This is a genomic window from Roseibium alexandrii DFL-11, from assembly GCF_000158095.2.
In the GTDB taxonomy this organism is placed as follows: Bacteria; Pseudomonadota; Alphaproteobacteria; order Rhizobiales; family Stappiaceae; genus Roseibium; species Roseibium alexandrii.
This window is the reverse complement of the sequence record NZ_CM011002.1, coordinates 3,621,846-3,635,051: the sequence shown is the minus strand read 5'-3', so window position 1 is coordinate 3,635,051 and position 13,206 is coordinate 3,621,846. Positions and strand designations below refer to the sequence as shown.

Below are 13,206 nucleotides of genomic sequence, written 5' to 3'. Positions count from 1 at the left end.
GAACGTTTCATGGCCGATGTATTGCCTTCCACCAGCGCCAGCCTTGATGTCCTCTTGAAACCCCAGTCGGTCGCAATCATCGGCGCCTCCGACGATGCAAGCCGGATTGGTGGGCGGCCGGTCGCCAGCACGATCGCCGGTGGCTTTAAGGGGCGGATCTATCCGGTTAATCCGAAGCGGCCGACAGTGCAGGGGCTCAAGGCTTATCCCTCGATCACCGATGTGCCGGAAGCGGTGGATTGCGCGATTGTCGCCGTACCTGCCTCTCTCGTTGAAAAGACCGTAGCTGACTGCGCAGCTATGGGCACCAAGTCCACGATTATCTTTAGCTCCGGTTTTGCCGAACTAGGCGCGGAAGGCGCTGAAACGCAGCAGCGGATCGCGGCAGCTGCCCAGAACTCCGGGATGCGACTGATTGGTCCAAACTGCATCGGAGCGTTCAGTGTTAGTGCCGGTTGGTTCGGTACTTTTTCAAGCGTTCAGGCCAGCTTGCGCCTCGCTCCGGGAAAAACCGCGATCATCAGCCAGAGCGGGGCCTATGGCGCGCACATGTTCTACATGGCTCAAAGGCGCGGAGTTGCAACGGACCTTTGGGTGACGACCGGCAATGAATCGGACATCGATGTTGCCGAAGTGATCGCTTATTACGCTGAGCATCAGGATGTCTCGACCATCATGGCCTACACCGAAGGCGTGAAGGACCGGGACCGTATGTGTGCGGCCCTTGATCTGGCCCGCGCCGCGAAGAAGCCGGTAATCATGATCAAGGTTGGGGATACGGATGTGGGCGCAGAAGCTGCGGCGACACACACGGCCAGTCTCGCTGGTGATGATGCGATCTACGACGCGCTTTTCAAACAATATGGCGTCTACCGGGCGCACAGCTGCCAGGAAATGGTCGACGTCGCTTATGCCTGTCAGACAGGGCTCTTCCCGAAGGGCCGGAAGATGGCCATTCAGACCGTGTCAGGCGGCATTGGCATTCAAATGGCTGACGAATCTGTCAAAAACGGCTTGGAAGTTCCGGCGATGCCGGAGGCTTTGCAGCAAAAACTGCTGGGACTGATCCCATACGCTGGTGTGCGCAATCCGATCGACATTACCGGGCAGGTGCTCAACCAGCCGGAAGTCATTGGTCAGGGCATTGATCTGTCGATCCGCGAAAGCGGCTGTGATGCCTACGCCACCTATCTTGCGAGCGCTCCGCAGGCGCCGGGTCTCAAAGACTTCTGCCTTCAGACTTTCAAGGACCTGCGGGAAAAACACCCGGAGACGCCGATGGCGCTCAGCATGATCGCCACACCCGAAATCATTGCCGACTATGAAGCGCTCAACATTGGCTGTTTCGAAGATCCGGTCATGGCTATCCGTGCAATGGCCGCCCTTTCCCAGTTCTATGAAACATTCGAACGCGGTCAGCCGGATACGCCTTCAGCTCTTCCGGCAGGTGTGTCTGAAGTGCCGGACCGGCTGGTGTCCGAAGCTGGAGCAAAAGCCATTCTGGCAAGCGCCGGCATCCCGGTGACACGGGACGTCCTGACGGAGAGTGCCGAAGAAGCAGTCAAGGCGTGGCATGGGATTGGCGGCCCCGTGGTCTTGAAAATTGCCTCGCCGGATATTCTGCACAAAACCGAGATCGGCGGCGTTTTGATTGACCTGAATGATGAACAGGCCATCGCCGAGGGTTTTGAGGTGATCCTGAACCGGGCGCGGGAAGCCCAGCCAGATGCCACAATAGAGGGCGTGCTCGTCTGTGAAATGGTCTCAGGCGGTGTTGAAACGGTTCTGGGCGTGACGAATGATCCGGCGCTCGGTCCGGCAGTGATGTTCGGTCTTGGCGGGGTTTTCGTTGAAGTGATGAAGGACGTGACGTTCCGCCTGGCACCATTCGGCATTGATGAAGCGCATCGCATGATCGGCGAGATCAAGGGGCGGGCAATGCTGGATGGTGTACGCGGCGCGCCGCCTGCGGACGTTAAGGCGCTGGCGCAAGCTCTGTCCCGGCTGTCGGTCTTTGCAGCCGAAAATGCTGACCGGTTGGAAACAATCGACATCAATCCGTTTGTGGTTCTGCCGGACAGCGCTGTTGCCTTGGACGCAGTCATTGTTCCCAAAGCCACGGTGCTTGCCGGCGATCCGGCGGTAAGGTGACATGCGGGCATTCAAGGGACTGCGAGTCATCGACTTTACCCGCGCGCTTTCAGGGCCGATGGCTGCGCAAATGCTGGCGTTGCTCGACGCGGATGTCGTCAAGGTCGTGCCGCCCGGCGTTGGAGACCAGCTGCGCGGGGTGCTGGCCAGTCCTGAAATGGCGGAAAAACGCCTCTCGCCGGCGTTTCTCACCGGCAATCTTCGGAAGCGCAGCCTTGCCCTTGATTTGAAATCGGAGCTTGGACAGGAAGCCGCCGAGAGGCTGGTTTCTGCTGCGGATGTTGTGATTGAAAACTTCGTGCCGGGAACGGCGAAAAAACTTGGCATCGACTATGAGACGGTCCGAAAAGCCAATTCGGATGTCATCTATTGTTCCATCAGCGGATATGGGCAAACCGGTCCAAGAGCTTCGGAAAAGGCTTATGATTCTGCGATACAGGCAGATTCTGGGATGATGTCGCTGACCGGGTTCCCGGAGACAGGGCCGACCCGGATCGGTTTCATGCTTGTTGATGTCACAACCGGCGTTTCGGCGGCCTATGCCATAGCCGCAGCGCTCTACCGTCGGGCCATGACCGGAAAAGGCCAGTTTCTGGACGTTGCCATGTATGACACGGCCCTTCAGCTGATGTGCTGCCAAGGGGCGGACTATCTGGTTCGAGGGCATCTGCCGCCCCTGATGGGCAATGAATCCCCGATGACCCAACCGACTGCCGGAACGTTCGAAACATTGGATGGCATGATCCTGCTCGCCACCTTGACTTCAGATCAGCAGGAGGGGGCGTTCAAGGCACTCGGTCTTGCGGAGCTATTGGAGGACCCGCGATTCTCCTCTGAGCTTGCCCGCCACAAACATCATGAAGAAGGCCGGGAGCTGATCCGCCCGGTTCTGCGTGGCCAAACCACCCAGGATTGGCTGAAAATCCTGAAAGCATATGGCGTTCCCGTCCAAGCCGTTCGTGATCTGGGCCAGGCGCTGTCCGACCCGCAGCTTGACCATCGCGGCCTGCTTGTGGAAGCGGGGAAACTACACTGCACATCAGACCCCGTCACTTTGCTTGGTGCGCCATTCGTGGCGAACGAGGACGGGCCGCACCAAAAGGCAGAGCCGCCGTTTCAGGTTGGGCAGCACAGTCGCGAAGTTCTGGAAGAACTTGGCTTCTCTGCGTCAGAAATCACAAAATGTCTGGAAACAACTCGGTAAGTTTATCCTCGACCAACTGACGATTGTTCGCATGTACATATTTTGCTAAGGATCGCGCGCTGATAAGGCAGGGATAAAGACTTTGACCGGACCGATAGCAAAAAGTGGGTGGCGTAGATCCGCTGATGAAATCGGTTTTGGCAAACCTGAAATTGGACACACATGCACGACCTGGATCGCAAGCTTGGTACTTTGTTCAGCGACATTGCCCGTTTCCGCCGGATTCTGTTTGATCAGCTGGCAACCGAGTACGACCTGACCCATGTGCAGGTGTTCCTGCTCAATCATCTTCACAAGGATGATGGACTCACCCAGACGGATCTTGCGTCCCGGATGGATATCGGAACGGTCACGATCAGCGGTCTCGTCGACCGGCTTGAAGCCAAAGGCTATGTGGAACGCCGGCCGGATGACAAAGACCGCCGGGCCAAACGTGTTTGGCTGACGCCGAAGATGCAGGAAGTCTGGAAGAAGATCGGCGAAAGTATGCGCCAGATGAATGAAGTCACCTTCGAGGGTGTCGATGAAAGTGACATTGAGCATCTGATCACGACCCTGCGCAAGGCACGGCAGAACCTTCAGGGCCGGTTGAGCGGAACCGGCGCTTAGGCCTGGTCGGGCTTATTCTCTGTAATTTCATGAAACCAGGCGTTGGCCACCAAAGCCGGCGGTTTTTCGCGTGCCGCATTGAAGGGGCTCTGCCCGGAGGGTTGTAACCACCAGATCGCTTTAAACGCTTGCCAGAAAATTAGTTCGCAATATAATAATAAATATACTTATGAAAAACGTTTTCGGGTGGGCCTGACCCCCGATCACGCACCTATGAGAGTGTTTAGACGCATGACACGATCTCCACGGCTCGTCGGACCGGGGTTCTACTGGCAGGACTTTTCCGCTGGTGACCGGTACCGGACGCTGGCACGCACGATCACGGAGGCAGACATCATCGCCTTCGTCGGTGTGACCGGAATGACCGAAGTCCTGTTTACCGATCAGACCTTTGGGCAAGGTGTCGCGGCCAGGGGGCGAGTAGCGCCCGCCGCGCTGACCTACACATTGATCGAAGGCATCCAGTGCCAGACGCTGATCCAGGCGACGGGGCTGGCGCTTCTGGAAGTCGACAAGAAGGTTCTGGCGCCTGTCACGGCCGGCGACACCGTTCACGCCATCGTGGAAGTTTTGGAGGTTCGTCAGACCAGCAAGGGCAACCGCGCCGTGGTGACGACGCGCAACGACATCGTCAATCAAAACGGGGAAACGGTGATCACCTACACCGCCAAACGGCTCATCGCGGGACGGTAAACGCTATCGGCGTCAAAGCCGCTGGAGGAGCGGTTGGTGCGTAGAGGCAGATAAACAAATTGGGAGTGAGGCATGGACATCAATTATACGCCGGAAGACGAAGTTTTCCGTTCCGAGGTAAAGACCTTCCTGGAGGCGGAACTGCCGAAAGACTTGAGCGACAAGGTTAGGGCAGGACAAAAGCTCGATGGCGAGGACTTCATGCGCTGGCAGCGTATCCTTGGACAAAAGGGTTGGCTTGCACCCCGCTGGCCCCAGGAACACGGCGGCTGCGGCTGGACACCGATGCAGGTGAACATCTTTGATGAAGAAGCCTACCTTGCAGGAGCGCCCCGTGTTCTGCCGTTTGGCGTTAACATGGTCGGCCCGGTAATTATCGAATTCGGTAGCGAGGACCAGAAAGCCCGTCACTTGCCGGGGATTGCCCGTGGTGAAGTCCCGTGGTGTCAGGGCTTTTCTGAACCCGGATCGGGGTCGGACTTGGCCTCCTTGAAAACGGCAGCGGTTCGCGACGGTGACGATTTCATCGTCAACGGACAAAAGATCTGGACGTCATACGCTCATTTTTCCGATTGGATGTTCTGCCTGGTGCGCACTGATCCCAACGCGGCCAAGAAGCAGCAGGGAATCTCCTTCCTTCTGATCGACATGAAAACCCCCGGCATTACCGTCCGTCCGATCATCACGTTTGACGGCATGCATTCGGTCAATGAAGTCTTTCTGGAAAAAGTCCGGGTCCCGGCGGAAAACCTGGTCGGCGAAGAAAACAAGGGCTGGGACTATGCCAAATTCCTGCTCGGGCATGAACGCACCGGGATTGCCGGCGTCGGCGGTTGCAAGGCCGAGTTTGAAAAGCTCCTGGAAATCGCCCGGACAGAGAAGAAAAACGGCAAGCCTTTGATCGAGGATCCGCTGTTTGCGGCGAAGATCGCGCGGCTCGAGATCGACCTCAGGGCATTGGAACTCACCAACATGCGGATGCTGAGCGGCAGTGGCACGGGTCTGAACGGGGCCTTCCCATCCGTTTTGAAGATCAAGGGCACTGAAGTGCAGCAGCGCATTGCCGAACTGCAAATGGATGCGGTCGGTGTGCATGCCCTGCCATGGCAGCAAGCGGCTATGGATCCTGCGTGGAACAGCGGCACAGTTGGGCCGGACTACGCGATCCCGCGCATGCCAGCTTACATCGACCGCCGCAAGGCAACGATCTACGGCGGCTCGACCGAAATTCAGAAAAACATCATTTCAAAAGCACTCCTCAGCTAAGCGGACCGGCGTCATGAATTTCAATTATTCTGAAGAACAATCCTTGATATCTGACAGTCTCGGCAAGCTTTTGAGCGATGGCTGCAGCCAGGCCGCCCGAAGAGCCCTCATTGCCGAGGAACAGTATCATGATCCTGCGATCTGGTCGGCGCTCGGTGAGCTTGGAATGCTGGGCCTGCCGATCGCAGAGGCTTATGCGGGCGTTGGCGGAACGGCTGTCGACACGATGGTCGCGGCCGTCGAGTTTGGACGGCATCTTTCGCTCGAGCCCTTTACGGCAAGCGTTGTTTTGGGCGGCGGCGCCCTTCAATTGGCTGGGACAGAAGATCAGAAAAAGGCTTTTCTGCCGGGCATTGCGGATGGCTCCAAACGTGCCGCGGTCGGTTTCTTGGAGCCTGAAAGCCGGTTTGACCTTTCAAGCGTTACGACCCGTGCGGAACCGGACGGCGATGGCTACCGGCTCACCGGCCGGAAAACAGCGGTCATCGGCGCTCCATCAGCGGACATTCTGATCGTGTCGGCCCAAACCTCCGGAGCCACGGCTGAGCCGGAAGGCTTAAGCGTGTTCGTTGTGCGGCCAGCCGCAAGCGGTGTGGAGATAAAACCCTACCGGTTTGCAGATGGCCGGATCGGTGCGGATATTGTGCTGAATAGTGTTCAAGTGGCAGCATCGGACATGCTTGGTCCGAAAGACAAGGCTGGTGACATTATCGAGCATGTCGCAGATCTTGGCACGGCAGCGCTGTGCGCAGAGGCTTTAGGAGCGCTTGAGAAAATCATTGCCATGACGACCGAGTATCTCAAGGTCCGCACCCAGTTCGGCCGTCCGATTGGCGAGTTCCAGGCACTTCAGCATCAGCTCGCCGAAATGACGATCGATTTCGAGCATGCCAAGTCACTGGTTTTTGAAGCAGCCATGACCGCTGATAGCCCGGACGCCCCGCTTCGGAAAAAAGCCGTGTCTGCCGCCAAGGTCTACCTTGGCGAACGGGGGCGGGTGATCTGCCAAAATGCGATCCAGATGCATGGCGGGATCGGCATGACGGACGAATATGAGCTTGGGGACTACGTGAAACGGGCCATGTTCGCAGAAAAGGCTTTCGGCGATACAGATCACCATTTGGAGCGCTATGCCCGCCAGATGACTTAGATACCGTGGCTGCTGAACAACGCGATCGGGAGGATAGTCCTCCCGACTGCGGTAATATGTTGGCCACAAGCCATATTTTTCGCCGGGATCATTTGAAGATCGGATCGGACAATCCGATGCTCTCGGCGGTTGGTCCGCTCCAGTAATCCTTGTGAAAAGCCGTAAACGGCACTTCAAAGTCACTCACGGTGTAGAGCCCGTACTTGAAGTAGTACCCATCTACTTTGTCGTTGGAGTAGCCGGTTGTGCCTTCAAACTGAATCATGTCCTGCCAACGGCCGTCGCAGGTCTCCCGCAGGGGCGGACATTGCCGCATCCAGGCATTGATCCGGCCATCATCTTCCGGCGACCACACAACACGGTAGACATATTCGTGGTAGACACCCTGGTCGATCCGAGGCTCCGAATAAAGGATCTGGCCGTCTCCCTCGATGGTGCCAAGCCGTTCGATGACGTCGTCGCTCCAAAGGGTCACGACGAAACGGCCGTTCCAAAGCCGATGTGAAATGTTGGGCCGCAAGCTATGGCCACCCGCCCTCAGCCGTTCGTGCCACTGAGACAGGACAAGCCGGTGGTCTGCTTCCATGGGAAACGTTTTCGGGATCAATGTGGAGATCCGGTACCAGACTTCCTCGCCATTCTTGGCCACGTACATGTCGCGCAACTCAGCGCGAATCCCGGATGAAATAGGTTTGTCGTCCGGTGAAATGGTGAACTTTACGGCGCGCAGATCCTTGCCTGGCATTTCGAAATCGATGAGCTCGGCGGATTCACAATTCGCCAGCCGTTTGATGCTCAGGTCATCCGGGATTTCCTCAGCGGTCATGTCACATTTGTAGGAGTCTTCCTCGACAGGTACGGCTTTACCACCAATCACGATCTCGTCTTGAGCGAGTGCGGTTGAAGCGCCCAAGAGCGTCAGAACTCCGCAAACGGAACAAGTTTTTGCTTTCGAAAACAGTATGGCTCCGGTGTCGCCTGCGGTCACAGAGAAATCCCTTTTTTCTTTCATTCATCAAGTGAGCGAACGCGAGGGCATGTTTATCGTTCCGTAAACACAGACTTGTGATCACGATTTTTTATGGACCAATTTCTCGATTTTCTGGAAAAGAAGGAGATTAATCTTTGCGCGGATGACCAGATTCAAAGCTCGCTCTACACAGATACTGACAAAAATACGTAGTATGAACAAAAAATAGGCAATAAAGCTGCGTTCAGGCAAGTGTAACCATATCTAATTTATTTATTCAGATTAACTCTATAGAAGTGGTCGGATTGTTATTTCAGAAATACTGTACCGATCTTTGGTCGACGTTGATCCGTTCAGGGTCTGAAGACCGGAGCCACAGCTGTAAAGCAAAATTAGATTACGGATACCGCAATTGCGCTCACTTTTTCCAATACTTGCGTCCCGTTTTTCCAGCTTGGGGGCGGATCGGTCCGGTAATGTCGCCATTCTGACAGCTTTGGCGTTTGTACCACTGATGCTGATCACGATCGGGAGTCTTGATGTAGTCCGGATGACGACCGCTCAGGCAAAACTCCAATCCACGTTGGACTCAGCGACGCTTGCGGCCGCTTCGTTGAGCAACACTGCGGATATCGAAGATACGGTGGATGAGTATATTCAGGCCAATCTTCCTGACACGGCGCCGTGGACAACTCTGAAGTTGACGATGGGGGATGTGACGGACAGCCTCAACGCAAAGTCTGTCGAGATCACTGCGACCGTTGATATTGAAATGACGATTTTGAAGCTGGCCGGGATCGATAAGACGAGTGTTTTGGCATCTTCAGTCGCTCAGCAAGCTGCGCAAAACATCGAAGTATCCGTTGTTCTTGATATTTCCTCGTCCATGGGCGGGTCAAAAATCACAAGCCTGCGGGAAGCTGCAAAGGGTTTCATCGACACGATGCTCAAGGAAGACGAAGACAAGGAATACACGTCCCTGAGCATCATACCATTCGGCGGAACCGTTAACATCGGTGACTTCTACGATACATACGCTGTGAACTCATCGACCCCGGGGGTTATCGATTCGCCAAGTTCGGCCAATTACTACGTGAACAAAAACGTTCCCTACGGCAAATTCATGTTCTCTACGGAGAGAGAGGGTTGCATCGAATACACGGATGATGACTTCGATATGGCCGCGATACCGGCGAACAGCCGCCCGCAAGTGCCGGACTTTACAAAGTGGGTGGCCACCAATCCCTGGTGCCCGTCTGAAGACTCCGCAATGGTGTTGAACTCAAATAATACAACCGATTTGAAAGCTTTGATTGATGACATGGATTTGTCCGATGGCACCGGAATGGACATCGGGGCACTGTGGGGCGCGAAGGTGCTGTCCGGTTCAATGAGGGGTCAGCTGGGCGGTGATTTTTCGGACCGGCCGGCTGATTTCAACGATGAAGACACGCTCAAGGTTGCGGTCATCATGACAGACGGCGCGATTACTGCGCAGTTTCGGCCAAGAGATTACACAACGACTGGCAAAATCAAAAACAAAACTCAGCAAACCATCGTATCCAAAGGCAATATAAATACTGCTTCCACTAAAGCTGATGATGCGGTTGCATACTTCAAGCGCGTCTGTGAATATTTGAACGATAACAATGTTCAAGTATATACGATAGGATTTCAAATCAATAGCGGTTCTCTTCCAGATCAGCTGCTTAAGTATTGTGCGTCAAGTCTTTCAAATTACTACTTTGTGGAGGGTTTGAACATCGAAGATGCATTCAATGCGATAGCATCAGCGGTCAACAACCTTCGGGTCTCCGGTTAGGTTAATTTCAATGCGTGTGTTGCGAAGTTTCCTTAAAAAGAAAGACGGTGCGACAGCCGTAGAGTTTGCGCTTATTGGGCTGCCATTTTTTGCGTTGTTTCTGTCTTGTTTTGAGATGGGGCTCTTGTTTATCCGGATGACAATGCTGGACCATGCTGTGAACACGACGTCGAAGTCAGTCTATATTGGGGCTGTCACAAAAGGTTTGGCCGACAACACAGTGTCCCGTGAAGATTTTGAAGAAGACATCTGTGAGATCGTGGGAATTGTTGTTCCTGATTGCGTCAACAACCTCACCATTGAGCTCATTGAAATCTCAAGTCTGATCGATCTGCCGGAAACGAATGCCGTTTGTGTGGACACAAGCAATGACTTTAAACCCGTTGTGACTTTCAATCCCGGCAGCACCAGCAGCATCGTATTCATGCGGGCTTGTCTGACGACAGATGTCTATACGCCTGGGTTGGGATTTGGTCTGGCGCTGTCTAAAAGCGCTAATAACCAATATGAGATGGTGTCTTCAATGGCCTTCATGAACGAGCCTTTCTAACAATGCCGATACGATCCACACGCCTACGGAAATTCCGGACAGACACGAACGGAGTTGCGGCCGTCGAATTTGCGCTGATTTTCCCATTATTGATTTTGATTTTTTTGAACACCGCCAGTTTGTTTGATGGGTTCCGCGCTTCCCGTCAGCTTGAGCGAGCAGCGAGTGTGACAACAGATCTCGTTACGCGCTTCGACGGTGTTGAGTTTACAGAAGATGACTTCGATCTTATTGAAGCAACGGCGGAGTCTATTCTCGGAAATTACGCGACCGACAGCAATTTCACCATGACAGTTTCGAGTGTCCGCAATTTCTTCGATGATGAGGATGAATTGGAGGTTCACTGGTCAGAGAGCAACGATGACGATGCGCTTCTGACAGAGGAAGATTTGGCCCAGTTTGATTTTCCCACCCTCGCAGAAGGCGACACTGTCATCGTCGTACAGTTGTCGTTGGAGCATTCAGCCTTGTTTGTAAGTGACATTGTCGGTGACTTCAGTCTTAATGATTTTCATATCCGGCGCCCGCGGTTCAAAACAGAGATTCTTCACGAAGACGACAGCTGATTGCTGCGCAAACGCCGGTACAGCTTAGCCCTTTGAGACGGTGCTCAAGTCTCCAATTTTTTCCGAACTAAGCCTCGGTATCAAACACACTTAGGATCTCTTTGAGAGGTTTTTTGATTTTGGCTGCGGCTGGAACGGTGGCGTCGGTTGCCGGGTGGCCGACGGCGAGGATCATGACGGGCTTTTCGGCTTCCGGGCGGTCCAGAATATCGTTCAAAAACCGCATAGGGTTGGGCGTATGGGTCAAGGTGCTGAGACCTGCATGGTGCAAAGCCGTGATCAGCACACCGGTCGCGATCCCGACGCTTTCAGGAACATAGTAGTGCTTGTAGCGCGTGCCGTCTTCATACGTGCCCCAGCGCTGGGCAAAGATCACAATTAGCCATGGAGCGATTTCCAGATGCGGTTTGTGCGCGTTGGTGCCGATCGGTTCCAGCGCCTTGATCCAGGCATCTCCCGCGCCGCCATCATAAAACTTTTGCTCTTCTTCTTCGGCTGCTTCCCGAATCTGGCGTTTTAGGTCTGGATTACGGATTGCCACAAAATGCCAGGGTTGATGATTGGCGCCGCTAGGAGCGGTTCCGGCAGCGCGTATGCAGGTTTCGATCACACTGCGCTCTACCGGTTTGTCGGAAAACTGGCGAACCGTATGCCGTGTGCGAACATCTTCCAGAAACTCATCGGCGCGCTGGCGCATGTCTTCATCGGAAACAGCCCGCCGGTCCGGCATTGGAACGGCCGTGTAGACGAGGGTTGATTTGTCGATCATGGAAAGACCTTGCGCGTCTTGGCTGTTGTCCATCAGTATGAGGCTTGCCTGAGTTCCATTCAAAGGCAGCATGGTTGATACTGCAGGAATTGCCAATGTCATGGCAACGCAAGCTTGAGTGGAAATTGGAAAATAGAAACAATATGAGCGAATTAACGGGTCAACAGAATTAAAATTCCGCATGACTAAAAAATAGTCTTGACCAGAGAGCTGGCAGCTTTCTAGATTTTCTTGACCATTTGGTCAGGCTGACTGTGGAGAAGACGACACGTCCGCACAGTGCAGCGCGGCCATATTGCGGGGAATGTGCAAGAGCGTGAGGGAGATGCTCATTCCTTTATTCCCGGCAAGGTTTGAATTCCAGAGACGGGCGGAGCCACCAAGGCACGCCCATAAACAATAGGGGAATGGCAATGAAGGCACTCAAAAGTCTGGCACTGGCTTCGGTCCTTGGCGCTGGTCTGTTTGCGACCGGAGCGCAGGCTGCCGACGAGCTGACGCTTCAGTTGAAATGGGTCACGCAAGGCCAGTTTGCAGGTTACTACGTCGCCAAAGACAAAGGCTTCTACGAAGAGGAAGACCTTGATGTCACAATCAAGCCGGGCGGTCCGGACATTGCGCCGCCGCAGGTGATCGCCGGTGGCGGTGCAGATGTCATCATCGACTGGATGCCGTCGGCTTTGGCATCGCGCGAAAAGGGCGTGCCGCTCGTCAACATCGCCCAGCCGTTCCAGAAGTCCGGGATGATGCTGACGTGCCGGAAAGAAACCGGAATTTCTTCTCCGGAAGACTTCCGCGGCAAGACACTTGGCGTCTGGTTCTTCGGCAATGAATATCCGTTTCTATCCTGGATGAGCCAGCTTGGCATTGCAACTGACGGCAGTGACGGTGGCGTGACGGTTCTCAAGCAGGGCTTCAATGTGGATCCGCTGCTTCAGAAGCAGGCCGACTGCATTTCCACGATGACCTACAACGAATACTGGCAGGTGATCGACGCAGGCATTCCCGCGGAAGAGCTGGTGGTTTTCAAATATGAAGACCAGGGCGTCGCGACCCTTGAAGATGGCCTTTATGTCCTGGAGTCCAGCCTTGAGGACCCGGCAATGGTCGACAAGCTGGCACGCTTTGTAAAAGCCTCCATGAAGGGCTGGGCTTATGCCGCCGAAAACCCGGAAGAAGCAGCTGAAATCGTTCTGGAAAACGACGCGACCGGTGCTCAAACCGAAAAGCATCAGATCCGGATGGTTGGCGAGATCAACAAGCTGGTCGATGGGTCTGACGGCAAGTTGGACATGGCCGCCTATGAGCGGACCGTGAAGTCTCTCCTGTCTGGTGGGTCTGATCCGGTTATTACCAAGGAGCCTGAGGGCGCGACCTCAACGGCAGTGACAGACAAGCTCTAAGCAGAGCGGGCTTTGTTCAAATAGTTCTGATGCCGGGGTGGTTCGTCCGTCCC

General features: G+C 54.8%; 12 protein-coding genes and 1 pseudogene. 11 read left to right on the top strand and 2 right to left on the bottom strand.

From position 1 onward, the window contains the following. The first annotated feature begins 9 nt into the window (after positions 1–9). From SADFL11_RS16670 to SADFL11_RS16645, 6 genes are all read left to right on the top strand, one after another. Positions 10–2,151, top strand: a complete 2,142-nt coding sequence (locus SADFL11_RS16670) for an acetate--CoA ligase family protein (RefSeq protein ID WP_040451235.1) — start codon at positions 10–12, stop codon at positions 2,149–2,151. A 1-nt stretch (position 2,152) separates the two neighbouring features. Next, entirely contained in the window at positions 2,153–3,355 is a 1,203-nt protein-coding gene (locus SADFL11_RS16665) for a CaiB/BaiF CoA transferase family protein (protein ID WP_040451237.1), read from the top strand. Positions 3,356–3,517: 162 nt separating this feature from the next. Beyond that, positions 3,518–3,964: a MarR family winged helix-turn-helix transcriptional regulator gene (locus SADFL11_RS16660; RefSeq protein ID WP_008194148.1), complete on the top strand. Its 447-nt coding sequence runs from the start codon at positions 3,518–3,520 to the stop codon at positions 3,962–3,964. Between the two features lie 231 nt (positions 3,965–4,195). Beyond that, a complete protein-coding gene (locus SADFL11_RS16655) occupies positions 4,196–4,657 on the top strand; it encodes a MaoC family dehydratase (protein WP_008190164.1) in 462 nt (153 codons plus the stop codon). 72 nt (positions 4,658–4,729) lie between these two features. After that, positions 4,730–5,923, top strand: coding sequence for an acyl-CoA dehydrogenase family protein (locus SADFL11_RS16650; RefSeq protein WP_008193853.1), 1,194 nt, complete (start codon positions 4,730–4,732; stop codon positions 5,921–5,923). Positions 5,924–5,936: 13 nt separating this feature from the next. Then, a complete protein-coding gene (locus SADFL11_RS16645; protein WP_008194861.1) occupies positions 5,937–7,073 on the top strand; it encodes an acyl-CoA dehydrogenase family protein in 1,137 nt (378 codons plus the stop codon). Between the two features lie 88 nt (positions 7,074–7,161). Here SADFL11_RS16645 and SADFL11_RS16640 read toward each other — a convergent pair whose 3' ends face one another. Continuing rightward, positions 7,162–7,986 (bottom strand): heparin lyase I family protein, encoded by an 825-nt coding sequence (locus tag SADFL11_RS16640; RefSeq protein WP_167578999.1) that lies wholly within the window; start codon positions 7,984–7,986, stop codon positions 7,162–7,164. 469 nt (positions 7,987–8,455) lie between these two features. Here SADFL11_RS16640 and SADFL11_RS16635 point away from each other — a divergent pair, with 469 nt between their 5' ends. The 4 genes and pseudogenes from SADFL11_RS16635 (at position 8,456) to SADFL11_RS16625 (ending at position 10,981) form a co-directional block, all read left to right on the top strand. Then, a complete protein-coding gene (locus SADFL11_RS16635; RefSeq protein WP_134853065.1) occupies positions 8,456–9,865 on the top strand; it encodes a TadE/TadG family type IV pilus assembly protein in 1,410 nt (469 codons plus the stop codon). 10 nt (positions 9,866–9,875) lie between these two features. Beyond that, entirely contained in the window at positions 9,876–10,415 is a 540-nt protein-coding gene (locus SADFL11_RS16630; protein WP_040451242.1) for a TadE/TadG family type IV pilus assembly protein, read from the top strand. A gap of 2 nt (positions 10,416–10,417) precedes the next feature. Next, positions 10,418–10,570 (top strand): annotated as a pseudogene (locus tag SADFL11_RS25865) (TadE/TadG family type IV pilus assembly protein); the annotation flags it as partial. A gap of 12 nt (positions 10,571–10,582) precedes the next feature. Further along, positions 10,583–10,981, top strand: a complete 399-nt coding sequence (locus tag SADFL11_RS16625; RefSeq protein ID WP_228198213.1) for a hypothetical protein — start codon at positions 10,583–10,585, stop codon at positions 10,979–10,981. A gap of 67 nt (positions 10,982–11,048) precedes the next feature. Here SADFL11_RS16625 and SADFL11_RS16620 read toward each other — a convergent pair whose 3' ends face one another. Further along, the gene (locus SADFL11_RS16620; protein ID WP_456114967.1) at positions 11,049–11,822 is read right to left on the bottom strand and encodes a nitroreductase family protein; all 774 of its coding nucleotides are present in this window, start codon (positions 11,820–11,822) and stop codon (positions 11,049–11,051) included. A gap of 341 nt (positions 11,823–12,163) precedes the next feature. On the opposite strand from SADFL11_RS16620, the gene SADFL11_RS16615 reads away from it, so the two are divergent. Then, complete coding sequence (locus SADFL11_RS16615; RefSeq protein WP_081450534.1) at positions 12,164–13,153, top strand: ABC transporter substrate-binding protein; 990 nt, start codon at positions 12,164–12,166, stop codon at positions 13,151–13,153. Positions 13,154–13,206: the final 53 nt, after the last annotated feature.